This window comes from Micromonospora vulcania, from assembly GCF_042658605.1.
GTDB lineage: Bacteria > Actinomycetota > Actinomycetes > Mycobacteriales > Micromonosporaceae > Micromonospora > Micromonospora vulcania.
In genome coordinates this window covers 165711-192174 of sequence record NZ_JBHSQS010000007.1, presented here as the reverse complement: position 1 = coordinate 192174, position 26464 = coordinate 165711, and the positions used below count along the sequence as shown (strand labels likewise).

The following is a 26464-nucleotide window of genomic DNA, read 5'->3' as shown; positions in this document are numbered from 1 at the left end:
TGGTTACGCGCGCTTTGCCCTCAACGGCGTACGCCGCCTTCGGTGAGGAACCGGGCGATCGGCAGCGTGGCGGCCCCCAACGCCACCGCGTCCACCCCGAGCCGGCACAGCTCGATCGACGCCTGTTCGTACGGCTGACGCAGCGCCTGCCGACCGGCGGCCTCCCGGACGGCCGGCAGCAGGTCGCCCAACGCCATCGCCGCCCAGCCGCCGAGCACCACCCGCTCGGGGTTGAACAGATTGATCAGGTTGGCCACCCCGGCGCCGAGATAACCGGCGGTCTCGTCCAGCACCCGGCGGGCGGTGGTCGAGGTCGAGCCGGCGGTGACCAGGGAGGCGAGCTGCGACTCCTCGTCCTCGCCGGGCACGGCTCGGCCGCGCCGCGCCTCCCGGTAACGGTCGATGATCGCCTCCGCGCCGACGTACGCCTCCAGGCAGCCGCGGGCGCCGCACCGGCAGGCCCGGCCGCCGTACACCAGGGTGGTGTGCCCCCACTCCCCCGCGCTGCTGGACGCCCCCCGGTAGGTGACCCCGTTGGTCACCACCGCCGCGCCCACGCCGGAGCCGACCAGCGCGAAGACGGCGTGCCGGGCACCCCGTCCGGCGCCGAACCACATCTCCGCCTGGCCGAGGGTCTTCGCACCGTTGTCGATGTGCAGCGGCAGGTCGGTGCCGGCGCCGATCAGGCGTTCCAGCGGCACCCGGTCCCAGCCGAGGGCCTGTGCGTGCACCACGGCCTGGGTGCCCTGCTCGACGACCCCGGAGACGCCGATACCGACACCGAGCACGTCACCGGGGGCCACCCCGGCCCGTCCGGTCACCGCGTCGATGCCGGCCAGCACGTGCCCGGCCACCACGGCGGGCTCGGTGCGTGCCGGGTCGAGCGGATACTCGACGCTGCCCAGCAGCGTCATCGCGAAGTCGAACAGCTCGACCCGGACCCGGGTCTCACCCACGTCCACCCCGATCACGAAGGCGAACCGGGGTGCGACGCGCAGCAGCATGCTGGGCCGGCCACCGTCGGACTCGGCCGCGCCGGCCTCGGCGACCAGGCCCTCGTCGATCAGGTCGGCCACCACGTTGCTCACCGCCGGCTGACTCAGCCCGGTGCTGCGCACCAGGTCCTGCCGGGTGAGCGGACCGTCGAGGAAGAGCTTGGTCAGCAGGGCGGACCGGTTGCGCAGCCGCACGCTGCGGTTGGTGGCTCGCACCAGCTCCACTCGTCACCTCGTTCCCGTCGATCGTCCGAGCGACTGTAACCGCCCTGTGCTTGACGACCCACCGGCCAACTACTTTAATGACGACATTCATTAAGCCGTGATGTAACTCCCGGGAAACGCCGACGGAACTCCGACGGCGCACCCCCGAACCCCGTCCGTTCAGCCGGCCAGCCGTCGTCCCCGACCCCTATCGACGACGAAGGTCGGCGGACCCCCACCACGCACCGGAAGGGCTGACCGTGTCGAGACGACACCTCGGGATATTCACCGCCGCCGTACTGGCCGCCGCCTCGCTGACCGCCTGCGGCGGCTCCGGCGACGACTCCGCCGGATCGGGCAAGACCCTCACCTACTGGGCCAGCAACCAGGGCGCCAGCCTGGAGGCCGACAAGACCATCCTCCAGCCGGAACTGGACAAGTTCGAGAAGCAGAGCGGCATCAAGGTCAACGTCGAGGTGGTCCCCTGGTCGGACCTGCTCAACCGGCTGCTCGCCGCCGCCGCCTCCGGCAAGGGCCCGGACGTGGTGAACATCGGCAACACCTGGTCGGCGTCCCTGCAGGCCACCGGCGCGTTGGTCGAGTTCGACGACGCCACCCTGCAGTCCGTCGGCGGCAAGGACCGGATCGTGCCCGCCGCGCTCGCCGCCGCCGGCGCGCCCGGCAAGCCGCCGGCCGCCGTGCCGCTCTACAGCATGGCGTACAGCCTGTACTACAACAAGAAGGCGTTCGCCGACGCCGGCATCACCGCACCGCCGACCACCTGGGAGCAGCTGGCCGAGGACGGCAAGAAGCTCACCAAGGGCGGCAAGTGGGGCCTGGCGATCGAGGGCGCCAACCCGTCCGAGAACGCGCACCACGCCTTCACCTTCGGTCAGCAGTACGGCGGGGACTGGTTCGACTCGGCCGGCAAGCCGACCTTCGACACCCCGCAGAACGTGTCGGCGATCAAGCGGTACATCGACTTCATGGCCGCCGACAAGATCACCAACCCGAGCAACGCCGAGTACGCGCAGAACCAGTCGGTCTCCGACTTCGCCAACGGCAAGGCGGCCATGCTGCTCTGGCAGTCCGCCGGCTCCAACCTCAAGACGCAGAACATGCCCGCCGACGCGTACGGGGTGGCCCCGGTGCCGTTCCTGGCCAGCCCGCCGGCCGGCGGCAAGAAGGTCAACAGCATGGTCGCCGGGATCAACATGGCGGTCTTCAAGCACACCAAGAACCGTGACGGTGCGCTGAGCTTCGTGAAGTTCATGACCAGCGACGAAGAGCAGACCATCCTCAACCGCACCTACGGCTCGCTGCCGGCGGTCAAGACGGCGGGCTCCGACCCGGCCTTCAGCGCCACCGAGCAGAAGACGATCCAGGAGACGCTGGTCACCACGGCGGCCCCGCTGCCCCAGGTGCCGGACGAGAGCACGTTCGAGACCCTGGTCGGCACCGCGATGAAGGAGCTGTTCGCCGACGCGGCGAGCGGCAAGCCGGTCACCGAGGCGTCCGTGAAGCAGAAGCTGACCGACGCGCAGCAGAAGATGCGCTGACCGACGCATCACCGGTGGCCGTGGCCGGGCTCGTCGTCCGACCACGGCCACCGCCTCCGAGAGGACCCCGATGGCAACCAGCACCACCGCGCCGGACGCCGACCGGCGCGAACCCCGGGCCGGGTCACCGGCCCGGGGTCCCGCCCGCCGGCGCCGTGGCCCGCGCCGTTCGTACCTGCCGTACCTGCTGCTCGTTCCGGCCATCGTGCTGGAACTCGCCATCCACGTGATCCCGATGATCGTCGGGGTCTGGATGAGCATGCTGGAGCTGACCCAGTTCCACATCCGCGACTGGTCCACCGCGCCCTTCGTCGGCCTGGAGAACTACCGGGCCACGCTCGACTTCGACAGCGCGGCCGGCCGGGAACTGCTGCACTCGTTCTGGGTCACCCTGATCTACAGCCTGCTCTCGGTCGGGTTCGCCTGGCTGCTCGGCATGTCGGCGGCGGTCGTGCTGCAACGACCGTTCCGCGGGCGGGCGATCCTGCGGGCACTCTTTCTCACCCCGTACGCGCTGCCGGTCTACACCGCCGTGATCACCTGGAGCTTCCTGCTCCAGCGGGACACCGGCCTGGTCAACCACGTGCTGGTCGACCAGCTCGGGCTGCTCAACGAGCGGCCGTTCTGGCTGATCGGGGACAACAGCTTCTGGTCGCTGTTGGTGGTGTCGGTCTGGCGCAACTGGCCGTTCGCGTTCCTCTGCCTGATGGCCGGCCTGCAGAACGTCCCCGGCGAGATGTACGAGGCCGCCGCGATCGACGGCGCCGGGTTCTGGCGTCGGCTGCGCTCGGTCACCCTGCCCATGCTGCGGCCGGTGAACCTGGTGCTGCTGCTGGTGCTGTTCCTCTGGACGTTCAACGACTTCAACACCCCGTACGTGCTCTTCGGCGGCTCCGCCCCGGAACAGGCCGACCTGATCTCCATCCACATCTACCGCAGCTCCTTCAAGACCTGGGACTTCGGCTCGGGCTCGGCGATGTCGGTGGCGCTGTTGCTGTTCCTGCTGGTCGTGTCGGCCGGCTACCTGCTGATCACCAACCGCCGGAGGGACCATGCGTGAGACCGCCGGTGAGCGCTGGGGCCGCCGCATCGTGCTGACCCTGCTCACCCTCTTCGTCGTCATCCCGCTGTACGTGATGATCACCTCCGCCGCGAAGCCGTTGCAGGACGTGCAGAACGGCTTCACCTGGTGGCCCAGCCGCCCGACCCTGCAGCCGTTCATCGACATGTGGAGCACCGTGCCGCTGGCCCGCTACCTGGTGAACAGCCTGGTGGTGTCGAGCATCGCGGCGGTCTGCTCGGTGGCGGTGGCGATCTTCGCGGCGTTCGCGGTCAGCCGGTACCGGTTCCGCGGCCGGGGGGTCTTCTCGGTGACGGTGCTGTCCACCCAGATGTTCCCCGGCATCCTGTTCCTGCTGCCGCTGTTCCTCATCTACGTCAACCTCGGCAACGCCACCGGCATCGAGCTGTACGCCAGCCGTACCGGCCTGGTGATCACGTACCTGACGTTCTCGCTGCCGTTCTCGATCTGGATGCTGGTCGGCTACTTCGACTCGATCCCGCGCGGGCTGGACGAGGCCGCGCAGGTCGACGGGGCCGGGCCGCTGCGCATCCTGTTCCGGGTCATCCTTCCCGCCGCCGTGCCCGGCGTCGTCGCCGTCACCGTGTACGCCTTCATGACCGCCTGGGGTGAGGTGCTCTTCGCCTCGGTGATGACCGACGAGGGCAGCCGCACCCTGGCCGTCGGCCTGCAGGGCTACTCCACCCAGTTCAACGTCTACTGGAACCAGGTGATGGCCGCCTCGCTGGTGGTCAGCATCCCGGTCGTCGCCGGGTTCCTGGCCCTGCAGCGCTACTTCGTCGCCGGCCTCACCGCCGGCGCGGTCAAGTGAGTCATTTCACCGCGAAGGAGAACCATCCCGTGCCGGACCTGTCCAAGCTGCCGCCCGACTTTCTCTGGGGTGTCGCCACCGCGGCGTACCAGATCGAGGGGGCCGTCGATGTCGACGGCCGGGCGCCGTCCATCTGGGACACCTTCTCCGCGGTCCCCGGCAACGTCGACAACGGCGACACCGGTGCGGTGGCCTGCGACCACTACCACCGCTGGCCGGAGGATTTCGCGCTGCTGCGCCAGCTCGGCGTGGACGCGTACCGGTTCTCGGTGGCGTGGCCGCGGGTGATGCCCGACGGCGTCGGCCGGGTCAACCCCGCCGGGCTGGACTTCTATGACCGGCTGGTCGACACGCTGCTCGCCGACGGCATCCGACCGTTCGTCACGCTCTACCACTGGGACCTGCCGCAGGCGCTGCAGGACCGGGGCGGCTGGCCGCAGCGTGCCACCGCCGAGGCGTTCGCCGAGTACGCGGCGGTGGTCGCCGCCCGCCTCGGCGACCGGGTGTCCGACTGGAACACCGTCAACGAGCCGCTCTGCGTGTCCTGGATCGGGCACCTGGAGGGGCGGATGGCCCCGGGCGAGCGCGACCTGGCCCGCGCGGTGCAGACCTCGCACCACGTGCTGCTCGGCCACGGCCTGGCCACCCAGGCGATTCGGGCCAACGCCGCCCGGCCGGCCTCGGTGGGGCTGGTGCTCAACCTCAGCCCGATCGAGCCGGCGACCGACCGGCCCGAGGACGTCGCGGCGGCGCGGCGGGCGGACGGGCACGTCAACCGCTGGTGGCTGGACCCGATCCACGGGCGCGGCTACCCGGCCGACATGATCGCCACCTACGGGGTCGAGCCGCCGGTGCGGGGCGACGACCTGGCGGTGATCGCCACGCCCACCGACTTCCTCGGCGTGAACTACTACTTCCGGCAGCTCGTGGTCGACGACCCGGCCGGCCCGCCGCCGTACGCCCGGCAGGTGCCGGTGCCCGGGTCGGTGGAGACCGCGATGGGCTGGGAGATGTACCCGGCGGGCCTGGAGCGGCTGCTGGTCGAGGTCAACGAGGAGTACCGGCCGAACCGGATCATCGTCACCGAGAGCGGCTCGGCGTGGGAGGACGAGGTCACCGCCGAGGGCGCGGTGGAGGACAAGGAACGTACCGACCACCTGGAGCAGCACCTGGCGGCCTGCGCGTCGGCGGTGGCCCGGGGCGTACCGCTGGACGGCTATTTCGTCTGGTCGCTGCTGGACAACTTCGAGTGGGCGTACGGCTACGACAAGCGCTTCGGGCTGGTGCACGTGGACTACGCCACCCAGCGCCGGACGATGAAGGCGAGCGGTCTGCGCTACGCCGACTTGATCCGCGCACACCAGCGTCTCGCCGGGGCGACCGGGACCGCCACGCCGGTGGCCTGACAACGGGGGCCGGCGGGGCCGGGCACCCTGGGCGCCACCACGGCGTCCAGGGCGCCGGCCCCGTCCCTTTCGGACAAACCGCCACCGCAGGTCGCGCCAGCGGCTAGCCTGCGGCCATGGCAGCAGCAGCCGACGAGGTCGGGCGGCCCGACGCCGGGCTCAGGACGTCCGAGACGGACCGGATGACGGCGTTCAGCGACGGCGTCTTCGCCATCGTCATCACGCTGCTGGTGCTCGAGTTGCGGGTCCCGGAGTACCACCAGGGCGAGCTGCTGTCCGCGCTGCTCGACGAGGGCGCGTCCTATCTGGCCTTCGTGGTGTCGTTCGTCTACGTCGGGGTGATCTGGCTCAACCACCACGCGCTGATCCGACTGATCCGCGCGACCACTCTCGCGTTGAGCTGGATCAACCTCGGCATCCTCCTCGGCGCGGTGATCATTCCGTTCCCGACCGCGGTGCTGGCGTCCGCGCTGACCCACGGTGACACCGCCGACCGCCGCGCGGCCGTCGCCCTGTACGCGCTGGCCGCCGCGCTCATGTCGGCACCGTGGCTGCTGTTCTTCGGCTACCTGCGCCGTCACCCCGCACTGCACGAGCGCGGGGTCAGCCCGGAGCACGTTCGGACGCAGCAGCTACGACCGGTCACCGGCCTGGTCCTGTACGGGTTCAGCGGCCTGCTCGGCTGGTTCGTCGACCCGCTACTGGGTCTGATCGGCATCATCGTCATGATCGTCTATCACGCGGTCACCAGCGAGGGGCTGCGCGCCGGCCTGCTGCGCCGTCGACGCGGCACGGGTCACTGACCGAAGGCATGTGGGTTATTCACCCGGTTTCGTACCAGTAACGCTAGTCTGGCCCGATGCAGGGCGGATCGACGAACGAGGCGGCCACCGACGAGCGGTACTCGTCCCGGGTGGCGTTCGACGTCAACGACACGCGCCGGGAGCTGACCCTGGACAACCGCACCACCCTGCTGGACGCGCTGCGTGAGCGACTCGGCCTGACCGGGGCGAAGAAGGGCTGCGACCACGGCCAGTGCGGCTCCTGCACGGTGCTGCTGGACGGCCGCCGGGTCAAGAGCTGCCTGGTGCTCGCGGTCACGCTGGACGGCCGGTCGGTGCGTACCGTGGAGGGGCTGGCCGGCCCGGACGGGCTGTCTCCACTCCAGGCCGCGTTCATCGCGCACGACGCGTTCCAGTGCGGTTACTGCACCCCCGGGCAGCTCTGCTCCGCCCGCGGCATGCTCGACGAGGTCGCCCAGGGCTGGCCCAGCGCGGTCACCGACGACCTCGCCGCGCCGGCCGAGCTGACCGACGCGGAGATCCGCGAGCGGATGGCCGGCAACCTGTGCCGCTGCGCCGCGTACCCGCACATCGTCGCGGCCGTACGCGAGACGGCGGCGACACGGTGAAGGCGTTCCGCTACCACCGGCCGGCGGACGTGGCCGACGCGGTCGCCGTACTGACCGCCGAGCCGCAGGCGGCCTATCTGGCCGGCGGCACCAACCTGGTGGACCTCATGAAGCTCGGGGTGCAGCGGCCCGACCTCGTGGTGGACGTGACCCGGCTGCCGCTGGACGCCGTCGAGGAACTGCCCGACGGCGGGCTGCGGATCGGCGCGACGGTCCGCAACAGTGACCTGGCCGCCCACCCGGTGGTCCGCCAGGACTACCCGGTGCTGGCCCGCGCCCTGCTCGCCGCCGCCTCCGGACAGCTGCGCAACCTCGCCACCACCGGCGGCAACCTGTTGCAGCGCACCCGCTGCGTCTACTTCCAGGACACCGGCAAGGCGTGCAACAAGCGTGATCCGGGCAGCGGGTGCGCCGCCCGGCACGGGCAGAACCGTGACCTGGCCATCCTCGACTGGTCCGACCTGTGCGTGGCCACCCACCCGTCGGATCTGGCGGTCGCGCTGGCCGCACTCGACGCGGTGGTCGAGGTGCACGAGGCCGACGGCGCCCGCGACGTCCCACTCGCCGCGCTGCACCGCTCCCCCGGCGAGCATCCGGAGCGGGAGACCACCCTGGCCCGGGGCGCGCTGATCACCGCCGTCCGACTGCCGGCACTGCCGGCCGCACGCCGCTCGACGTACCTCAAGGTTCGCGATCGGGCCTCGTTCGCCTTCGCCGCCGGCTCGGTGGCCGCGGTGCTCGACCTGGACGGCGACGTGGTCCGGGACGTCCGGCTGGCGTACGGGGCGGTGGCGCACCGGCCGTGGCGGGCCTACCGGGCCGAGGAGGAGCTGCGCGGTCGGCCGTTCAGCCCGGAGTTGGCCGCGCGGGCCGCCGACGCCGAGCTGGCCGAGGCACGTCCGCTGCGGCACAACGGCTTCAAGGTGCCGCTGACCCGGGCCATCACGGTGCGGGCGCTCACCGAACTCGCCGACGGCAGGCCGACATGAGCGCCGGGGCGGTCGGCCGTGCGTACCCCCGGCTGGAGGGCCGGGAGAAGGTCACCGGCACGGCACGGTACGCGGTGGAGTACCCGGTGGACGGGATCACCTACGGCTGGGCGGTGCCGGCCTCGGTGGTCCGGGGCCGGATCACCCGGGTCGACGCCGCTGCGACGCTCGCGCTGCCCGGCGTGCTGGCGGTGCTGCACCACGGCAACGCACCCCGCCTCGCGCCGGGCCGGGAGCCGGACCTGTGGCTGCTGCAGGACCCCTCGGTGTGCTACCGGGGGCAGTTCGTCGCAGTGGTGGTGGCCACCAGCCTGGAGGCGGCCCGGGAGGGCGCCCGCCTGGTCCGGATCGACTACGACGCCGGCCCGCACAGCACCGTGCTCACCGCCGACCATCCCGGCCTGTACCGCCCGGATCACGTCAACCCCAGCTACCCGACCGACACCGAGGAGGGTGACTTCGACGCCGGGTACGCCGCCGCTCCGGTCCGGATGGACGCCACGTACCGGACTCCGGCCTACCACAACAACCCGATGGAGCCGCACGCCACGACCGCGCAGTGGCAGGACGGGCGGCTGCTGGTGCACGACTCCAACCAGGGCGCGTCGGCGGTACGGGCCATGCTGGCCGAGATGTTCGAGCAGCCGGTGGAGTCGATCCGGGTGATCTCCGAGCACGTGGGCGGCGGCTTCGGCAGTAAGGGGTTCGCCAAGGCCGCGGTCGTGCTCGCCGCCCTCGCGGCGCGGCACGTGGACCGACCGGTCAAGCTGGCGCTCACCCGGCAACAGCTGTTCGGGCCGATCGGCTACCGCACCCCCACCATCCAGCGGGTCCGGCTCGCCGCCGACGCCGACGGGCGACTCACCGCGATCTGCCACGACGCGATCAGCCAGACCTCGACCGTGCGGGAGTTCGCCGAGCAGACCGCGGTCTACACCCGCAGCATGTACGCCGCGCCCCATCGCCGCACCACGCACCGGCTGGTCCGCCTCGACGTACCCACGCCGTTCTGGATGCGTGCGCCGGGCGAGTGCCCCGGCGCGTACGCCCTCGAGTCGGCGATGGACGAGCTGGCCAGCGCCGTCGGCATCGACCCGGTGGAGCTGCGGATCCGCAACGACCCGGCCGTCGACCCCGACCAGGGCACGCCGTTCACCAGCCGCAACCTGGTCGCCTGCCTGCGCGAGGGCGCCGACCGGTTCGACTGGGCCGACCGGGACCCCTCGCCCCGGTCCCGGCGTACGGGGCGTTGGCTGGTCGGCACGGGGGTGGCCGGGTCGAGCTACCCGGCCCGGGCCAGGCCGTCCTCGGCCACGGCAACCGCCCGGCCCGACGGCGGTTTCCTGGTCCGGATCGACGCCACCGACATCGGTACCGGCGCCCGGACGGCGATGTGGCAGGTGGCCGCCGACGCGCTCGGGGTTCCGCCGGAGCGGGTGGAGATCCGCATCGGCGACAGTGACCTGCCGGATGCCCCGTTGGCCGGCGGCTCGATGGGCACCGCCAGTTGGAGCTGGGCGGTGATCCGGGCATGTGAGGCGCTGCGCGGAAAGCTGCGCGACGGGGTGCCGTCCGACGGCGAGGTGACCGCCGAGGTGAGCACCGAGGACGAGGTGGGCGGGCAGCCCACCCTGCCCCGGTACGCGTACGGGGCGCAGTTCGCCGAGGTGCGGGTCGACGTGGACACCGGCGAGGTGCGGGTGAACCGGCTGCTCGGCGTGTTCGCGGCCGGACGGGTGGTCAACCCGACGACCGCGCGCAGCCAGCTCATCGGCGGCATGACGATGGGGCTGTCGATGGCGCTGCACGAGGAGGGCCTGCTCGACGAGCGGTACGGCGACTGGGTCAACCACGACCTGGCTACCTACCACATCACCGGCTGCGCCGACGTCGAGCAGATCGAGGCGTACTGGGTGGACGAGTCCGACGACGAGCTGAACCCGGCCGGGGTGAAGGGCATCGGCGAGATCGGCATCGTCGGTACGGCCGCGGCGATCGCCAACGCCGTGCACCACGCCACCGGCGTACGGATCCGCGACCTGCCGATCCGATTGGACAAGCTGATCGGACTATCACCGTTGGCTTAAATAAGTCAGTGGTGATATAAAGATCGCCGTGCACGCCTTCGACGTGCTGGGCGACCCGGTCCGGCGCCGCATCCTGGAGCTGCTCGCCGACGGCGAGCAGACCGCCGGCACGGTCAGCGGGACGATCCGCGCGGAGTTCGGCATCTCCCAGCCCGCCGTGTCGCAGCACCTCAAGGTCCTGCGGGACAACGGCTTCGCCACCGTACGGCCCGAGGGCACCCGGCGGCTGTACGCGGTCGACCCGCGCCCACTGCGCGAGGTCGACGGCTGGCTGGAGCACTTCCGCCGGTTCTGGACCCCACCCCTGGCGGCACTCGCCACCGAGCTGGCCCGGGGCCGACGAGAGCGTCGGCTACGCGGGCCGGCCGACCCATCCGACGAGAGGAACACCTGATGATCGACGCGACCGAGCAGATCAACGCCGTCCAACGCCAGGTCGGCAGCCGCACCCTGGAGGCCGGTGAGGCCCGGGTGTCCACGATCAGCCAGACGTACCACGCGACGGTCGACGATCTCTGGGACGCCTGCACCAGCGCCGAGCGCATCCCGCGCTGGTTCCTGCCGGTCTCCGGCGAGCTGCGGTTGGGCGGTCGGTACCAGCTGGAGGGCAACGCCCACGGCACCGTCGAGACCTGCGACCCGCCGCACCGCTTCACTGCCACCTGGGAGTACGGCGACGAGGTGAGCTGGATCGAGGTGCGTCTCACGCCCGTCGACGACGAGCGGACCCGCTTCGAGTTGGACCACATCGCGCACGTCGACCAGGATCGGTGGGCCCAGTTCGGGCCGGGCGCCGTCGGCGTCGGCTGGGAGCTGGGCCTGCTGGGTCTAGCCTCGTACCTGGCCGGCGACGGCAGCGGAGTGACCCCGGAGCAAAGCGCAGAGTGGAGCGCCTCCGACGAGGGACGCCAATTCATGACGCTGAGCAGCGAGGCCTGGGGCGCGGCGAGCATCGCCGCCGGCACCGACCCCGAAGCCGCCAGCTCCGCCGCCGCCCGCACAACGGCCTTCTACACCGGCGCCCCCGCCCCCTCCCCCTCCCCGTCGTCCCCGTCCCCGTCCCCGTCCCCCTCCCCCTCCTCGTCGCCCGAGCCCTCCTCGTCGATCTAGGGGAAATCGTCGCGAGTTGATCTCCGATCACGACGATTCTCCCTAGATCGACGGGGTAACGTGCTGCGGCATGACGGGTAGGGCGTACTCGCATTGCTCTTTCTGCGGTGTTGCTTATTCGGGGGACGGCGGGTGGCCTAGGGTCTGCGCGGCCTGTGGTGAGACTGTTTGGCGCAACCCCTTGCCGGTCGCGGTTGCGGTGCTGCCGGTTCGCAGCGCCGACGGCCTGGGCGTGGTGGTGGTTCGCCGAGACATCGAGCCGGCCCGCGGGCAGCTCACGCTTCCCGGCGGCTTCATCGAGTACGGCGAGGAGTGGTCCGACGCGCTGGTCCGGGAGCTACGGGAGGAGACCGGACTGGTCGCGGCGGCCCAGGACGCGCGTCTGTTCGCGGTGCACAGCGCCCCGGCGGGCGGCACGATGATGATCTTCGGGGTGCTACCCGAGCGGGCCGCCGAGGATCTGCCCCCATCGGCGCCGACCGAGGAGGCGACCGAGTGGCTGGTGCTCACCGAACCGGTGGAGCTGGCCTTCTCGACCCACACCCGGGTACTCGCCGACTTCCTCACCCCCACGGCATCCCACCGCACAGCGACCCGACCGGAGGTCTCTGGGGACTGAGACTGTCGGCGGTCCGTGTGAAGATCGTCGGCGTGACTGGATGGATCTACAACGATCGCCCCGAGGGCGCCCGGTTCCTGACCGACCGGATCGCGGAGCCGGGTCGCGGGCAGATCGAGGACGAGATCTGGGACTGGGTCGTGCGTGGCCAGGTCGACGCCGACGATTTCGTCGACTACCTCGAGGGCGACGAGGAGCGGCACGGCGCCACCGACGAGGAACTTCAGGCGGCGTACGAGACGGCACTGGCGGTGCGCCGAGAGCAGCAGCGCGGATGGGGTGCGGCGGTGCGGAGCAACCTCACCCGCGCCTTCGCCGAACTCAATGAGCTCGGCGTGTTGGCCAGGGAGAACTTCAGCTGCTGTGGCACCTGCGCGGCTGGCGAGATCCACGACGAGCGGGACGACTCCCGGCACTGGCTCGGCTACCTCTGGTACCACCAGCAGGACACCGAGTCGCTGCTCGCGAGCGACACGGGTGCGGTCTATCTCGGCTACGGCGCCTATCCCCCGGCGGATTTCGACGAGGTCGCCTACGGCGCCCTGTCGGAGGCCGAACAGCAGGCCAGCTACCAGGTCGACCTGGAGCGCCTATTGGACGAGATCGCCTTTCCGGTGCTGCGCAGGCACGGCATGCGGGTGGAGTGGAACCGCAAGCAGTCAACGCGGATCCTGGTCACCGGCGCCCAGTGGTACGCGCCGTTGATCTGACGCCCGCTCGGCCTGATGCTGCGGGCCCAGGTGGCTGCGTTCGCCTTCGTGGTCGAGGATGCAGAGGATCTCGGCTGGGCCGCCGTGTGCGCCGAACGCGTGCGGGACCATGGTGGAGAACTCGGCTGCCTCGTTTGTCGCGACCAGGATCGTCCGCTCGCCGAGCCGCAGCTCGATCGTGCCGGAGAGCACGGTGAACCAGTCGCGTCCCGGATGCACCCGCAGCTCGTGCGGCACCTCGCGGGTGACCCGCATCTTGGCGACGGTCTGCCTGCTGTCGCGGGAGAGCAGCCAGGTGGTGACGCCACGCTCGTCGTTGCAGTGCGGGCGAATCACCACGTCGTCGTCGGCTTCCGACTCGACGAGTTGATCGAGGCTCGTGCCCAGTGCCCGGGCGATCGCGGCCATCTGGTCCAGGGCGATGCGCCGATGGCCGGTCTCGATCCGGCTGAGCGTGGACGGGCTCAGCAGGCAGCGGCCGGCCAGCTCGTCGAGCGACCAGCCGCGGGCCATCCGCAGGCCGCGGATCCGCTGCCGAACCAGGGCCTCCAGGTCCTTGTCTTGCTGCATACGCAAGACTATATGCTTCAGGCGCATACCGTGGCTATCGTCGACGCATGGCACACGACCACCTGATCGAGATGCTGGACCTGGACGCCGAGGTCCTGCACGACTACCACCGCGACCTGATCGGCTGGGTCGGCCGCGAGGCCGTCGGCACCCCTCACATCGTCGACCTCGGCGCCGGTAGCGGCACCGGATCCCTCGCCCTCGCCCGGGAACTGCCCGGATCCACCATCACCGCGATCGACGTGTCCTCGCAGATGCTGGCCCACCTACGCAGTCGGGCCGATGCCGCCGGGTTGGGCGATCGGATCCGTACCATCGAGGCTGACCTTGACCTGCCCTGGCCCGACCTCGGGCCGATCGACGTGATCTGGGCCGCCTCCGCGATGCACCACATGGCCGACCCCGCGCGTGCGCTCGCATCGGCGTTCGACGCGCTGCGACCGGGCGGGCTGCTGGTGATCGCCGAGCTGGACTCGTTCCCGCACTTCCTCGCCGGCACCGCCGACGAGGGTGTGGAGAACCGCGGTCACGCCGAGGCGGCGAGACGTCGGCAGGAAGCGGGCCTGCACATGCACGAGAACTGGGGCGACCGGATCACCCACGCCGGGTTCACGGCAGTGACCGAGCGGAAATTCGACATCGACCTGCGGCCGCCGCTACCCGCAGCCGCAACCCGGTATGCCGAAGTCTCCCTGCTCCGGATGCGCCATGGCTTGGACGAGCGGCTCCCGCCGTCCGATCTCGCGGCCCTAGAGAAGATCGCCGCGGGTGTGGCCGGCCGCGACGACCTCAGCGTCCGCACCGAGCGGACGGTCTGGCTGGCACGCCGCTAACTTCTGACCGTCGTCGGCGGCCGCTCCTCGCCGGGCGGCCGCAGGGGTACGAGATCCACCGCCACGCTGGACCGGGCCGACGTGATCGCCTGCAATTCGGCAGCGAGCCGCCTCGACCGATGCGGACTCCTGCAGCACGCGAAACGCGCCTGAGTCCCGGTAGAAGGCTTTCAAGGCAGCGCGCGAGGCGCGGCAGGTTCGGACGGCTGATCAAGCTACAGCGGTAGGTCAGTTGTGGGGATGGCTGGTGATGCCGTCCAAGATGGTGGTCAGGTTGTGGTTGAAGGTCTCCTCGGCGTTGAGGTGGGCGCCCTCGATGACCAGCCGGGCGACGGTGGGATACCTGCCGGTCTCCAGAACGCGCGTGAGGTAGGGGCCGAGGCTGGCCTGGAAGGCGGCTTCGTCGGTGCCGGTGGAGCGGGTGGTCCGTCGCTCGGTGACCTCCCTGCGGAGTGCTCCGATGATGAAGGCGTTGAGGGCGCCCAAGGCCCGCTGGAGGTCGTCAATGCTGCGTACGCCCGGGGCCTGACTCAGCGCCGCGGCGGTCGACTCACCCACGGCGAGCGCGTGGGGCCCCAGGTGTGGTCTTCCGCCGAGCAGGTCGGAGAACCATTCGTGCGCAAGGGCGGCGTCACGGGTCCGGTGCACGATCGCCAGCACCGTGGCGCGCCACTGGGCGTGTTGGCCGGCCTCGGCGATCTGGGCATAGACGGCGTCGACCATCAGGTCGAGTAGTTCGGATCTGTTGAGCACATAGTCGTAGAGCCGCATCGGACCGACACCGAGCTCTTTGGCGATCTTGCGAACCGACAGTCCGTCGAGGCCGTGCGCGTCGGCAAGCCGGATCGCGGTTGCGGCGATCTTCGCGCGGCTCAACGGCACCGCCACCGCCCGCGGCTGCGGCTCGGGCCGTTCCCAAACGGGCAAGACTTCGCTACCGTACGGTGTATCCACGAAATACAGTGTACGGTACGGAGGCGGAGATGCGAATTGCGATCGCCGGTGGCGGCCTTGGCGGCCTGACGCTGGCACGAGTCCTGCGTCGGCACGGCATCGACGCGGTGGTGTACGAACGCGAGGCGAGCCGATCCGCGCGATCACAGGGCGGGATGCTCGACCTGCACCCGGAGTCCGGGCAACGGGCCCTGGCCGAGGCGGGTCTCACCGGCCAGTTCCGGTCCGAGGCGCGGCCCGACGGCGAGGAACATCGCATCCTCGACCCGGCCGGACGCACCCTCGTACATCACAAGCCACGCCCCGGCTCATTCTCCGGACGTCCGGAGATCGATCGAAGGGCGCTGCGTGACCTTCTGCTCGACTCGCTCCCAGGTGACGCGGTCGCGTGGCAGCGCCGGCTCGTCGCAGCGGCCCCGCGACGTGGCCAGGGCTGGGAGCTGACGTTCCATGGCGGCCACCGAGTCGACTGCGACATCCTCGTCGGCGCGGACGGCGCGCGCTCGGTTGTCCGGTCGGTGCTGACCGACGCCGGGATGTCCTACGTGTCAACTCATGTGGAGCTGAACGTCGAAGACGTCGACCGGCGTCACCCGGACCTCGCCGACCTGGTCGGCCCCGGGAACCTGTGGTGCATGGGCGTGAACCAGGTCCTTGCGGCGCAACGCCTGGGCGATGGCAGCCTACGAGTCGGGATCTCCGTGCGCGCAGAAGATCGCGACCTCGACACATACCGCAGTAAGCGTGCCCTGCTGGACATGTTCGAGGGCTGGGACCCACGCCTCACCGCCCTCATCGACGCCAGCGACAGCGCGCCGACACCTCGCAGGATCGAGGCGATGCCCATCGGTGAACGTTGGACCAACCAGCCGGGTATCACCCTCATCGGTGATGCCGCGCACCTCATGCCCCCGGTCGGCGAGGGTGCCAACCAGGCCATGCTCGACGCCGCTGAACTCGCTGGCCAACTCGCCGCCAACCCCACCGACCCGGACGCGGCGATCCGCGCCTACGAAGAGGCGATGTTCACCAGGATCCACCCGATCGCCGAGATGTGCGCACGAGTCCAGGCGATGATGCTGTCCCCCACCGCGGCGGAGGACGTCACCCGCTTCTTCACGGCGCGGCCCAGCGAGCCGGCACCCGCAGCATGAGAATGCGCCGCGCAGCCCGCCTCACCCCCGCGCGCACCCAGGTCGCGTCGTCGAACCCGAGCGCCTCCCGATAGGCGGCCCGCGCGCGGACATCGAACAGGCTCCAGCCCGGCCGCACCTCGACCGCAGGATCGCCGCGGCCGAGACCGCCGAAGTCGATCACTCCGGTGAGCCTGCCCCGGTCGACCAGCAGGTTGCCTTCCAGGAGATCGCCGTGCAGCCATACCGGCGGCCCGGGCCACTCGTCCGCCGCCATCGCCTCGTCCCACGCCGCGGTCACCGCCCGCCGGTCGATGCGATCGCCCAGCGCCACGATCGACCGGCGCGTCAGCTCCTCCCGCTGCACCAGAGGTACGCCGCGCTGAATCCCCTCCTTGACCGGCCCGCCCATCGGGTCGATCGCGATCATCGCGCGCACGAAGCCGGCGAGGTCGATGGCGAGGTCGACGAGGTCCTGCCCGGCTTGCGGGTTGCGCCCGTCCAGCCACGGGACGACCGTCCACGGCCACGGATAGTCCGCGCCCGGTCGGCCGACCGCGACCGGCGCGGGAACCGGCACCGGAAGATGCGGCGCCAACCGAGGCAGCCAGGCCGCGTCGGTCCCCACCTGGTCGACCGCCCACTGCGCCCTCGGCAACCGTGCCGTCAGGGAATCACCCAGCCGGAACAGCGCGTTGTCGGTGCCGTTCAACGGCTGCGGAACGATCGGCAGGTCCGACCATTCGGGGAACTGCTCGTCGATCAGGGCGCGTACCTGTTCGACGGCGACGACGATCTCTCCAGGGCGCATCGGCGCGACCGTAGAACCCGCTCGCTCATCCCGTCAATCGTCCACGTGGCCTACGGGTGGGCGTCGCTGCTCGGACCAGGCGCGCCGACGAGCCGACCGGTTCGGGTTTGCCGGTTGCCTTGTGCCCGTAGAAGCGGGCTGCCAAGATCCACCGGTGGATTCCGTAAGGGTGGCAGAAATCGCGCCGGGTGAGTACTCCTTGTCCTTGGAGGCAGGAACGACCGACGTGGATGACCTGATCTCGGAGCTGGGCCATGAGCCCAACGGCTACTTCTGGGAAGGGATCGCAGAACTGCTCGTCACGACCGAGGCCCCGACCCTTGAAGGTCGCTTCTCGTCCGATCCAGAGGGCGGCGCCTTTTACGCCACCAGCACAGACCGAGACGCGCTCGACGGCTTGGCTGGCTTGCTCCGCGCCGTCGCGGCCGACGGGCAACGCCTACGGCGGCTCCTGGAGTTCGCCGAGGCCACCGGTTTCGAATTCGACGATTGAGCCGCCCCGACGGCCGTAGTACTCGAGGCCCTGTCATCAGCTACGTCCGGATGACACCTGCGCCGGCTCTGCGGGGCGACGAAGGTGCAGGTTGGGCCGCTGGACGGCATGATCGAGCGGTGGTTGAAGCACTTGGGGCTCGATGGTTCCCAGACGAGGTCGGTCGCAACGAGGGGGAGGCCGCCTTCCTGGAGCGGCTTCGGCGGGAAGCATCCGGCTGGGACGTTGAGGGACTCTCGCCCGAAGACGACACATCGTCGCAGCGATGGCTGGTGCCGCTGTACATCGATGTTGATGTTCCAGGGCTCACCATCCGGCGTCGCACGTTGCAGGTCGGCTACTGGACTGGCGGGATGTCCGGACAGGCACTCCACGGTGCCTGGGGCGATGAATACCTCCTGGATGACCACAACGGCAACGAACCCGAGGACCTGACCGTGGTCGGGGTGCGGGCCAGCCATGAGGACTACGCGGAATGGGCCGCGGCCTGGCTGCTGCGCCAGCTGAGACGACCTGTCGTGCGGGAGGAGTGGCTGGCCGGCGATCGCGTGGTCGCTGGTAGATGGCGCCTGGACGATACTGGCCGCGTCCTCGCCACGAGTGGCAACAATCTTCACCGCTTGCTGCGCCGCCGCGCTGACCGTGTTGTCGCAGTGAGGTGAGCTTCGCAATGCCCGTCAGCCGGGTTGGTTTCCTGCGTACCGCACAGGTGTGGAGCCACGCTAACGGCCACGTCGCGTTCGCTGGTCAGTGCGGATCATGGCAGGTTATTGCGCGGTGTCATAGGCGTGTCGTGCCCGCTCTACCGTTGCGAGGCTGGCGTCGGCCCAGGTGGCGAGGTGAGCGAAGAGCGGACCGAGGCTGGCGCCCAGTTCGGTGATCTCGTATTCGACCCGGGGTGGGACTTCGGCGTGGTAGGTGCGTGTGACGAGTCCGTCGCGTTCGAGTTGGCGTAGTCGCTGGGTGAGCACCTTCGGCGTGATGTTGGTCAGCCGACGTTCCAGCTCCACGAAGCGTTGCCGGCCGTGCTCGTGAAGCGTCCACAGGATGGGTGTCGTCCATCGGCTGAACACGATATCGACGACCGGCGCGACCGGGCACGCCAGCTCGGGATTCGTCGACCGCTTCACGTGCCCTCCGTCACAACCGCGCCACTATCTACTAGGTACCTACTGTATCCGCGCTACTAGCGTTCCCCTCCAGCCGCGCGAACGACGCGGTCGAACTGGAGACGAACCATGTTTGTCGTAGTAGGTGCCACCGGCAACGTCGGCCGTACGCTTTCGTCGATCCTTGCGGCGACGGGTGCCGCGGTGACGGCGGTATCCCGTGGACGACGCCCGCTCGCCGTACCAGAGGGGGTCCGCCACCACCGCGCGGACCTCGAACGGCCGGAGAGCCTGCGCCCGGCGCTCGTCGGCGCCGAGGCGCTGTTCCTTCTGGTGGAGGGCGCCGGAGCGCATCTCGACATGGCTGACATCCTCCGGGTCGCCACGGCCGGCGGGGTGAAGCGCATCGTGCTGCAGTCCTCGCAAGCGGTCGGCACGCGGCCGGAGGCGGCGTCGCACGCTCCCCTGCACGCCATCGAGGACCTTGTGCGCCGGTCCGGCCTCGGTTGGACCATCTTGCGCCCTGGCGGCTTCGCGTCCAATGCGTTCGCGTGGGCCGACCCGATCCGGACCGCGCGGACGGTGGCCGCTCCGTTCGGCGACGTGGGCCTTCCGGTGATCGACCCGGACGACATCGCCGAGGTGGCCGCCGTCGCTCTCCGCGACAGCGGGCACGACGGCCGCACGTACGAACTGACCGGCCCGGCGCTGAGCACGCCGCGCCAACGGGTCGCCGATCTCGCCGCCGCACTCCGCGAGCCGATCGGCTTCGTCGAGCAGACGCCCGACGAGGCTCGCGAACAGATGTTGCGGTTCATGCCGCCGCCGGTGGTCGAGGGGACGCTGGCGATCCTCGGCGCGCCGACCGTACGGGAGCAGCGGATCAGCCCAGACGTAGCCGAGGTGCTGGGCCGATCACCACGCTCCTTCGCCTCGTGGGCCGCGCGCAACATTGACGTCTTCCGCTGACGCGTGACGCCCTTGCCCCGGACCGACGACCGGCCAGCCTTGATCGGCTGTCCGGTCATCGGCACGACAGGGTGCATCCTCGGCCTCCCGGGTAGCCCCGCGCACCGACCGCGGCAGAAGAGCGTGGACCGTTCACGTCGATCGGGCACAATGCCCCAGGTGATCGCTCCCGCACCGCGCCGAGTCGTGGAGAAGATCGTGCTGCTCGACTATGGGCAGTTCTGCCTCTGCGGGAATCCATCGCCCGACGCCGACTACACGACCCTGCTGGAACGAGCGATCAACGGCTCAGGCATCGCGGCAGACGACAACGGGATCGTCGTTATCTCCCCCCACCAGAACAACTTCGAGATGCCGTTCCGCCTGGAGGTGTGGGACGACGAACCTTTTGATGATCACGAAGACTGGGAGGAGGCCTTCGAGGCCTGCCTCCTGGTTGTCGATGACGTGCTCCGCTACTTCAGCCCCACGGACGCGGTCGCCACCTTCGAGGTCCCGAGCGGCCGGTACGCCGCACGGATATCGGGTCGCGGATTCGTCAATCGCGGCTGGCCCGGCTCGATCACCCCCGGCGACAGGTGGCGGGTGCAACTCTGGCCGTCCGCCGGCCACCTGCCCGAGCGGCGGCTCAAGGAATGGCGTCATCCCGCCGCGTGAGGGCGTCCACAACGGGCCGGGACACCGCTTCCGAAGAGTGGACAACGGTCGCGGACACCAGTGAATCATGGCCGTCTTCGAACATGCAGGCCCCGCCCGAAGGGCACGTCAGCGCCCAGCGTCATCTCCGGCGCGGTACGCCCTCGCGGCCCACGGCCCACGGCCGGCGACGGCGTTTGCGAGGGTCATCGTCAGGCTTTCGTCGTATGTAGTGTGCTGAAGTGACAAGAAGCGAGCGACTCGCGGACCAACTGGACCGGCACTGGCACAAGAACCTGCGGCCGCGGCTGCACGGTCTTGCCGATGAGGAGTACTTCTGGGAGCCGGTGCGTGGCTGCTGGAGCATCCGCCCACGTGGCACGTCGGCCACACCGATGTCGGCAGGTTCGGGAAAATGGACGATGGACTCCGCGTCGCCTGACCCGGTGCCGGCGCCGGTGACCACCATTGCCTGGCGGCTGGCCCACATCATCGTCTCCTGCCTGGGCTATCGGGTCGGATGGCACTTCGGCGGCCAGGACGTCGACTCCCAGACATTCGCCTACGCGGCGACCGCTGACGAGGCGCTGGGACAGCTCGACGAGATGTACGGGAGATGGAACGCGGGAGTCCGCGCGCTCTCGGACGCTGACCTGGAGAATCCGCCCACGGTGGGTCCCGAGCGGTTTCCCATGGAGGGCATCGTCCTGCACGTCAACAGGGAGCTGATCCATCACGGCGCCGAGATTTCCCTGCTGCGCGACCTCTACCGTTGGCAGGACGGAGCCGTGCCGCGCCGAGTATGACTTTCCGGTAACCGGCGATCGAGCTGTGGTGACCTATGTGGACTCCGTAACGATCCCCCGCAACACCCCACCAGCTTGACGCGGTCGCCATGCTGGAACCGGAGAGCGTCCGCCCGCACCACGCGAGGAGAACCTGTGCGCAAGCCAGCCAAGACTGCCGCCGTCCTGTTTGGGCTCGGTGTGGGTGCCACGGTCGGCCCGTCCCTCGGGCCGGCCGCTCTCTGGTCCGGCATCGCGGTGGCCGCGCTCGGCGTCACGCTCTCCCTGGTCGGCACGACGGAATCCGATCTCATAGGGGACCGCTTGGTCGATCGTGACGAGAACCCCGAACTAGCGGGTGCCGGAACGGCGGCCAAATCCGGGGAACGATGGCGGGATCGGGAACGGCCAACCCTCAGCGGCTTGAGCACTCGGGTGGAACAGATCCTCCGACTCGCCGAGGAACAGGCCGCGGACCACCGTGCCGAGGCGCGACTCGAAGCCGAGCGGATCGTCACCTCCGCCCGACGGGAGGCGGACGCTATCCAGCACCGAACGAACGAACAGGGAGCCGGGCACAGGCCGGAGTCCGTCTCCGACAGCGCCCACCCGGACGGCGCCACCACCTGACGAAAGTTTGAGCGCTCATTGACGGCGGCAGGGTGAATCCGTGGGCACCCGATCGCGGCATGAGGTCACCTCCAGGAGGGATTTCGGCTCGGCGGCCACTCCCCAAACAGCGACTCGTACTCACCGGTCTCGGCGGTGAGGACGAAATCGGGTGTCGTACTGGCGACCGCGTCACACAAGCGGGCCAGCAGTACCGGTACGGGCAGCAGGTCCAGCGACAGTGCTGTCGCGAGTTCGAGCCGCAGGGCGCGCAGTTCGGGCTGCTGATTGGCTTCGTCGCGCTGCAGGTGCTCCGCAGCGGATTGCATGATCGTTAGATCGCCGCCGCCGGAATAGTTCAGGCAGTCCCACCAGGACGGTAGCCCGATCATGACCGTCAGGGCGTCGGCGAGGGTCTGGCCGACAAGGCCGGCCTGCCCCTCAGAGCTGGCGTAGAGCACTCGTCGGGTTGGCCCGCGTTCACCGCAGAGGAAGAACGTGCCGCCAGTGAAATCACCGGCCACGCCTTCCAGTGCCTGCCCAGACGACAGCCAGACCCGTTCCCCGTGATCACCGCGCGTGAGGTCGAACTCGCAGACCTTCCACAGCAGTTCGGCGAGACCCAGGTCTTGGCGAACCGCTTCCAGAATCTCACCATCGCTTCTCACGCGGCGCACGCTAGCAGTCAGCCGGACCGGCCCGTCTTCAGATCCACTCAAGGCACCCCGGCATCCGCTCATCGGCACGTGCTCGCGTCTGCTCAGTCGGCTGGAGAGATCCACGGTGCGGTCACGGCAACGATCGTGGCGGTAACCGCGTCCGGGTCGACGAGTTGGTGCAGATGTCCACCGGCCACCTCGGCGACGCCCCAGCCGCGCTCGCGCGACTCCTGCGCCATACGGTCGTACGGCGGCCCGAACAACAGATACCCGCACGGCCGGTGATCCCAGCCGGCGGGGACCGGAATTTGTTGCTCGTAGTAGCTGATGGGCAACCGGGGCTGCTCGGCCGAGACGGCCCACCTGGTCTGCGGATCGGGGAACAGCGATGCGACGTCATCCTCGTCCCACCACGTCGTCCACTGTGGCAGCCGACCCCGTGTGACCTTCGTCCGCAGGTAGGCCAGACGCTCGGGCGATGCGGCGGGCGCGTATCCGGCCCGCGGAGGCAGACGGGCATCGACGAAGAGACACCCGACGACCGGACGCCGCACCGCCTGCACGACAACCGGGACCAGCAGGCCGGCGTTGCTGTGCGCTACCAACACGATTGGCTGACCCTGCGGTAGGTGGGAGAGGCTTTCGTTGATGGTCGCGCTGACCCGTGGCCAGAACGGCGGGTCGTCTTCCCCGACCACGTCGATCAGCGACGGCACCACCGTTTCGGCACCCAGAGCTGCGAGCCGGGCCGCCACGGGCGCCCACGTCCGAGGACCCAGCAGCAGGCTGTGCACCAGCACGAACCCAGGCATCACCCGTTCAGCATCGACGACACCGCCTGCCGTCGCTACCCGAGCCGTCCATGCCGCAAATCAGGCATCCGACTCGTACGGCAGCGGCTTGAGCCCGTCCTCGCCTTGCCACCAGCGCGAGTCCTTACCGTAGTAGATGGTACGAGCCCAATCGTCCGGCGATTCGTGGAAGATCAGGTCCTTGTCGCCGATGTGGTCGAGGTGTCCCCAGGCTTGATTCACCCGGCCCACCGCCTCGTCCCGAGTGATCGGGAATCGCACCAGCATCTCGTGCAGAATCTGCTCGACGAAATCTCGGGCCTTGTCGGACATGCGCAGTTGCAGCTCCACGGCGTACTCCCTCGCTTCACCGCACCGGGTGCCTATCCAGCATGCCCGATCGAGCAGCGGACCGACCCTTTCGAGGAGGTCGCCAGCCGAGGCGCGCGATCGGCGGCATGTGCGGACACCCTGCGTTGGGTCCGGGCACTAAGCCTGGAGCCCGGCCTGCCCCACTCACGGTGCCGGTACCGTGCGTCACTGAGCCCAGGGGTGGCGGAACGGCCGCCCTCCGTCGGTCGTCGGTAACGCTGCAATTCTCGCAACCCAGTGGCCGACGTAGGTCTCTATTCCCTCGGCATTGCGCTCAATGGTCAACCAGTCCCACGCAGCGTCGCGAACCTCCCGTTGGGCGATCATCTCGGTGCCATCGCCGTAGTCGAACGGGTAGCCGTCAACGATGTCCGACAAGTCCCCGTAGATGTTATACAAACGGCCGACGTGGGCGGGGGGGCAGGTCGATCAGCGCACACATCAGCTCCCCGACGACCCCCACCGGGTCTTCTCTGCCCTTCAGCACTCGATGCATGTATCCATCGATGAGGTCGATCACAGCAGCCAAGGAAGACGGTACGGCGTCGGTCACCCTCTCATGGTCGCTTGCCGTGTCGCCCGCGCCGCTCCTGACCCCGACAGCGGACAACGTTTCCAGGCCACGATGTCGCGACGAGACGAAAAGATCGAGTGCTCTCTCATCGGCAGATCCGCGCACGTGATCTCGGGCTAATTGCGGTCCAGGAGGTCAGCGGGGCACCGCGTCGTCGGCACCAGCGAGATAGCCCGCCGCCTGCAACTCGAACAGCTCGCCGTAGAGGCCGCCGGCCGCCATCAGCTCGTCGTGACTTCCCTGCTGGACGAGCCGTCCCTGGTCCATCACGAAGATCCGGTCGGCGTGTCGGACGTTGGCCAGCCGGTGGGTGATCAGGACGACCGCCCGGTCCGGTCGACGGCGGAGGTGCTGGAACAGGGCGTGCTCGGCACGGGCGTCCAGTGCGGCCGACGGCTCGTCGCAGATCAGCAGGGCGGCGTCCCGGTAGAGGCCACGAGCGGCGACGAGTCGCTGCCACTGCCCGCCGGACAGCTCATGACCGTCCTTGAACTCCCGGTCGAGCAGGGTGTCGTAGCCGTGTGGCAGCCCCACGATCATGTCGTGGGCGGCGGCGGCACCGGCTGCCTCCCGCACCGTGGGGCCGGGCCGCTCCGGCGGTCGGTCGTGTCGACCGACGCGGATGTTCTGCCCAGCGGTGAACGGGAACTTCCACCACTCCTGCGTCATGACGGCCACCTGCGCGCCGACCGTACGCGGGTCCAGTTCGGCGACGTCGACGCCGTCCCAGCGGATCGTCCCGCCGGTCGGCCGGTAGAGCCCCGCGATCAGCTTGGCCAGCGTGGTCTTGCCGGAGCCGTTCTCGCCGACCAACGCGATCACCTCGCCCCGCCGGACGGTCAGGCTGACCCGGTCCACCGCCGCCGCCTCGGTGTCCGGGTAGCGCAGGCTCACCTCGTCCAACTCGATGACGTCGACGCCCTCGGCCGCCCGGTCGCCGCCGATCGGCACCCGGGTGTGGGCGCGTTCCAGGAAGTCCCGGTAGTCCTGGTAGTAGAGCGCGTCCTCGTACAACGAGTTGGTGGCGACGACCGCGACACCCAGGCTGTTGCGGGCGGACTGCAGCGCGAGCAGGGCGGTGGCCGCCGCCGCGAGGGCGACCATCCCACCCAGCAGCAGGCCGCCGAGGACCGCGTACACGCCGAAGGTGGCCAGCCCCGCGACCGACGCGCCGATCACCCGGGTGCCCGTCTGGGACCGGACCAGCCGCAGCTGGGCCCGGGTCTCCACGGCCATCACGCCGCGGTACTCGGCGAGCAGGAAGTCGCGCATCTGGTACGCGCGCACCTCGGCGGCGGTGTGCCGGTTGGCCATCAGGTGGGCGAGCATCCACATTCGACGCCGCCGGGTGATCCGGGCCAGCATCGCCAGATATTCCCGGCGGGCCATCCGCACCGCGGTGATCGCCTGCGGCACCGCCGCGAGCAGCAGACACGGCAGCAGCAGCGGCTGGATGACGGTCACCGCGACCGCGGTGGCGAGGATGCCGACCACGCCGGTGACCAGGTCGACGGTGTGGTCGACGATCCACGCCGCCTCGGCCATCCCCCGGTCCCGTGCGCGGTCCATCTCCTCGGCGAAGCCGGCGTCGTCGAAGGCGGCCAGGTCCACCGCCGTGGTGGCCTCGAACAGGCGCAACTCCACCTGGTAGTTGATCTGCGGGGTCAGCCGGGCCTGGGCCCAGCCGGCGGCGATCGCCAGGCCACCGCGTGCCGACACCGCCGCCGCTGCCACGATCAGCGCCGGCAGCGCCGCGCGGACCCGGTCCGGGGTGGGACCGGCGGAGAACAACTCGCGCAGCACGCTGGTGGTGGCGAGCAGGCCGAACGTGGTCATCACCCCGGCGGCGACGTTCAGGCCGATCGAAGCGGCGGTGTCGCCGCGGTTGGTCGACCAGGCCAGCGCCACCGCCTCGCGGACCAGCCGGGGCAGCCGGCGGGCGACCGCCCAGAAGCTGGTGTGCGCGAACTCCCACGCGTGGTACAGCCAGTCGCCGTCCTCCAACTCGGGCAGCATCGTGGCGGCGGACGGATCGACCGGCTGGTCGTCGGCCGGTTCATCGGTGCGCTGGCGTGCCATCGACTCCACGGACCCTCCTCGGGGGCGGGGACCACGAACGCCGCCCGAGACTACTGCCCGCGATGACTCAGTGTCTCCACGTAGTCGGCGCGTCGCACGGGTGTG

General features: G+C 70.0%; 30 protein-coding genes. 20 read left to right on the top strand and 10 right to left on the bottom strand.

Features of this window, described 5'->3' with window-relative positions; all coding sequences use genetic code 11:
• Positions 1-20 precede the first annotated feature (20 nt).
• Entirely contained in the window at positions 21-1220 is a 1200-nt protein-coding gene (locus ACFQGL_RS14025) for an ROK family transcriptional regulator (protein WP_377511167.1), read from the bottom strand.
• Between the two features lie 239 nt (positions 1221-1459).
• On the opposite strand from ACFQGL_RS14025, the gene ACFQGL_RS14020 reads away from it, so the two are divergent.
• From ACFQGL_RS14020 to ACFQGL_RS13965, 12 genes are all read left to right on the top strand, one after another.
• Positions 1460-2758: an ABC transporter substrate-binding protein gene (locus ACFQGL_RS14020; RefSeq protein WP_377511164.1), complete on the top strand. Its 1299-nt coding sequence runs from the start codon at positions 1460-1462 to the stop codon at positions 2756-2758.
• 70 nt (positions 2759-2828) lie between these two features.
• Entirely contained in the window at positions 2829-3818 is a 990-nt protein-coding gene (locus ACFQGL_RS14015) for a carbohydrate ABC transporter permease (RefSeq protein ID WP_377511161.1), read from the top strand.
• Positions 3811-4650: a carbohydrate ABC transporter permease gene (locus ACFQGL_RS14010; protein ID WP_377511158.1), complete on the top strand. Its 840-nt coding sequence runs from the start codon at positions 3811-3813 to the stop codon at positions 4648-4650. The genes ACFQGL_RS14015 and ACFQGL_RS14010 overlap by 8 nt, the downstream gene beginning before the upstream one ends.
• A 29-nt stretch (positions 4651-4679) precedes the next feature.
• A complete protein-coding gene (locus ACFQGL_RS14005; RefSeq protein ID WP_377511155.1) occupies positions 4680-6056 on the top strand; it encodes a GH1 family beta-glucosidase in 1377 nt (458 codons plus the stop codon).
• Between the two features lie 116 nt (positions 6057-6172).
• Positions 6173-6859 (top strand): TMEM175 family protein, encoded by a 687-nt coding sequence (locus ACFQGL_RS14000; RefSeq protein ID WP_377511152.1) that lies wholly within the window; start codon positions 6173-6175, stop codon positions 6857-6859.
• A 56-nt stretch (positions 6860-6915) separates the two neighbouring features.
• Positions 6916-7467 carry a 2Fe-2S iron-sulfur cluster-binding protein gene (locus ACFQGL_RS13995; RefSeq protein ID WP_377511149.1) on the top strand — a complete coding sequence of 184 codons (552 nt, stop codon included), beginning with the start codon at positions 6916-6918 and terminating at the stop codon, positions 7465-7467.
• Positions 7464-8456 carry an FAD binding domain-containing protein gene (locus ACFQGL_RS13990; protein ID WP_377511146.1) on the top strand — a complete coding sequence of 331 codons (993 nt, stop codon included), beginning with the start codon at positions 7464-7466 and terminating at the stop codon, positions 8454-8456. Before ACFQGL_RS13995 ends, ACFQGL_RS13990 begins: the two co-directional genes overlap by 4 nt.
• Complete coding sequence (locus ACFQGL_RS13985; RefSeq protein WP_377511144.1) at positions 8453-10543, top strand: xanthine dehydrogenase family protein molybdopterin-binding subunit; 2091 nt, start codon at positions 8453-8455, stop codon at positions 10541-10543. The genes ACFQGL_RS13990 and ACFQGL_RS13985 overlap by 4 nt, the downstream gene beginning before the upstream one ends.
• Positions 10544-10571: 28 nt before the next feature.
• Positions 10572-10937: an ArsR/SmtB family transcription factor gene (locus ACFQGL_RS13980; protein WP_377511141.1), complete on the top strand. Its 366-nt coding sequence runs from the start codon at positions 10572-10574 to the stop codon at positions 10935-10937.
• On the top strand, positions 10937-11653 hold the full coding sequence (locus tag ACFQGL_RS13975) for an SRPBCC family protein (RefSeq protein WP_377511138.1): 717 nt from the start codon (positions 10937-10939) through the stop codon (positions 11651-11653). Before ACFQGL_RS13980 ends, ACFQGL_RS13975 begins: the two co-directional genes overlap by 1 nt.
• Before the next feature lie 181 nt (positions 11654-11834).
• Positions 11835-12272: an NUDIX domain-containing protein gene (locus ACFQGL_RS13970; protein ID WP_377511136.1), complete on the top strand. Its 438-nt coding sequence runs from the start codon at positions 11835-11837 to the stop codon at positions 12270-12272.
• Between the two features lie 32 nt (positions 12273-12304).
• Positions 12305-12982 carry a DUF6891 domain-containing protein gene (locus ACFQGL_RS13965; protein ID WP_377511133.1) on the top strand — a complete coding sequence of 226 codons (678 nt, stop codon included), beginning with the start codon at positions 12305-12307 and terminating at the stop codon, positions 12980-12982.
• On the opposite strand, the gene ACFQGL_RS13960 is transcribed toward ACFQGL_RS13965, so the two are convergent.
• Positions 12932-13552, bottom strand: coding sequence for a helix-turn-helix domain-containing protein (locus ACFQGL_RS13960; protein ID WP_377511131.1), 621 nt, complete (start codon positions 13550-13552; stop codon positions 12932-12934). The genes ACFQGL_RS13965 and ACFQGL_RS13960 overlap by 51 nt on opposite strands.
• 47 nt (positions 13553-13599) lie before the next feature.
• Between ACFQGL_RS13960 and ACFQGL_RS13955 the strand changes: the two genes are divergently transcribed.
• Entirely contained in the window at positions 13600-14385 is a 786-nt protein-coding gene (locus ACFQGL_RS13955) for a class I SAM-dependent methyltransferase (RefSeq protein ID WP_377511128.1), read from the top strand.
• Positions 14386-14613: 228 nt separating this feature from the next.
• Here the strand turns inward: ACFQGL_RS13955 and ACFQGL_RS13950 are convergent, their stop codons facing one another.
• Positions 14614-15312, bottom strand: a complete 699-nt coding sequence (locus ACFQGL_RS13950; protein ID WP_377511125.1) for a TetR/AcrR family transcriptional regulator — start codon at positions 15310-15312, stop codon at positions 14614-14616.
• A gap of 56 nt (positions 15313-15368) precedes the next feature.
• Between ACFQGL_RS13950 and ACFQGL_RS13945 the strand changes: the two genes are divergently transcribed.
• On the top strand, positions 15369-16493 hold the full coding sequence (locus ACFQGL_RS13945) for an FAD-dependent oxidoreductase (RefSeq protein ID WP_377511122.1): 1125 nt from the start codon (positions 15369-15371) through the stop codon (positions 16491-16493).
• Here the strand turns inward: ACFQGL_RS13945 and ACFQGL_RS13940 are convergent.
• A complete protein-coding gene (locus tag ACFQGL_RS13940; RefSeq protein ID WP_377511119.1) occupies positions 16456-17283 on the bottom strand; it encodes an aminoglycoside phosphotransferase family protein in 828 nt (275 codons plus the stop codon). The two genes, ACFQGL_RS13945 and ACFQGL_RS13940, sit on opposite strands and share 38 nt — an antisense overlap.
• Between ACFQGL_RS13940 and ACFQGL_RS13935 the strand changes: the two genes are divergently transcribed.
• A complete protein-coding gene (locus ACFQGL_RS13935) occupies positions 17174-17776 on the top strand; it encodes an Imm51 family immunity protein (RefSeq protein ID WP_377511116.1) in 603 nt (200 codons plus the stop codon). The genes ACFQGL_RS13940 and ACFQGL_RS13935 overlap by 110 nt on opposite strands.
• Positions 17777-17895: 119 nt before the next feature.
• Entirely contained in the window at positions 17896-18438 is a 543-nt protein-coding gene (locus tag ACFQGL_RS13930) for a hypothetical protein (RefSeq protein ID WP_377511113.1), read from the top strand.
• Between the two features lie 105 nt (positions 18439-18543).
• Here ACFQGL_RS13930 and ACFQGL_RS13925 read toward each other — a convergent pair whose 3' ends face one another.
• Entirely contained in the window at positions 18544-18906 is a 363-nt protein-coding gene (locus tag ACFQGL_RS13925) for a winged helix-turn-helix transcriptional regulator (RefSeq protein ID WP_377511110.1), read from the bottom strand.
• 108 nt (positions 18907-19014) lie between these two features.
• On the opposite strand from ACFQGL_RS13925, the gene ACFQGL_RS13920 reads away from it, so the two are divergent.
• The 4 genes from ACFQGL_RS13920 (at position 19015) to ACFQGL_RS13905 (ending at position 21905) form a co-directional block, all read left to right on the top strand.
• Positions 19015-19854: an NAD(P)H-binding protein gene (locus ACFQGL_RS13920; protein ID WP_377511107.1), complete on the top strand. Its 840-nt coding sequence runs from the start codon at positions 19015-19017 to the stop codon at positions 19852-19854.
• A gap of 159 nt (positions 19855-20013) precedes the next feature.
• The gene (locus ACFQGL_RS13915) at positions 20014-20511 is read left to right on the top strand and encodes a hypothetical protein (protein ID WP_377511105.1); all 498 of its coding nucleotides are present in this window, start codon (positions 20014-20016) and stop codon (positions 20509-20511) included.
• Positions 20512-20732: 221 nt separating this feature from the next.
• The gene (locus tag ACFQGL_RS13910) at positions 20733-21296 is read left to right on the top strand and encodes a DinB family protein (RefSeq protein WP_377511102.1); all 564 of its coding nucleotides are present in this window, start codon (positions 20733-20735) and stop codon (positions 21294-21296) included.
• 402 nt (positions 21297-21698) lie between these two features.
• Complete coding sequence (locus ACFQGL_RS13905) at positions 21699-21905, top strand: hypothetical protein (RefSeq protein WP_377511099.1); 207 nt, start codon at positions 21699-21701, stop codon at positions 21903-21905.
• A gap of 65 nt (positions 21906-21970) precedes the next feature.
• Here the strand turns inward: ACFQGL_RS13905 and ACFQGL_RS13900 are convergent, their stop codons facing one another.
• From ACFQGL_RS13900 to ACFQGL_RS13880, 5 genes are all read right to left on the bottom strand, one after another.
• A complete protein-coding gene (locus tag ACFQGL_RS13900) occupies positions 21971-22552 on the bottom strand; it encodes a hypothetical protein (RefSeq protein ID WP_377511096.1) in 582 nt (193 codons plus the stop codon).
• A 92-nt stretch (positions 22553-22644) separates the two neighbouring features.
• Positions 22645-23337: an alpha/beta hydrolase gene (locus tag ACFQGL_RS13895; RefSeq protein ID WP_377511093.1), complete on the bottom strand. Its 693-nt coding sequence runs from the start codon at positions 23335-23337 to the stop codon at positions 22645-22647.
• A gap of 78 nt (positions 23338-23415) precedes the next feature.
• Entirely contained in the window at positions 23416-23685 is a 270-nt protein-coding gene (locus ACFQGL_RS13890; protein WP_377511090.1) for a hypothetical protein, read from the bottom strand.
• Between the two features lie 186 nt (positions 23686-23871).
• Positions 23872-24084, bottom strand: coding sequence for a hypothetical protein (locus ACFQGL_RS13885; protein WP_377511087.1), 213 nt, complete (start codon positions 24082-24084; stop codon positions 23872-23874).
• 331 nt (positions 24085-24415) lie between these two features.
• On the bottom strand, positions 24416-26359 hold the full coding sequence (locus ACFQGL_RS13880) for an ABC transporter ATP-binding protein (protein ID WP_377511649.1): 1944 nt from the start codon (positions 26357-26359) through the stop codon (positions 24416-24418).
• Positions 26360-26464: the final 105 nt, after the last annotated feature.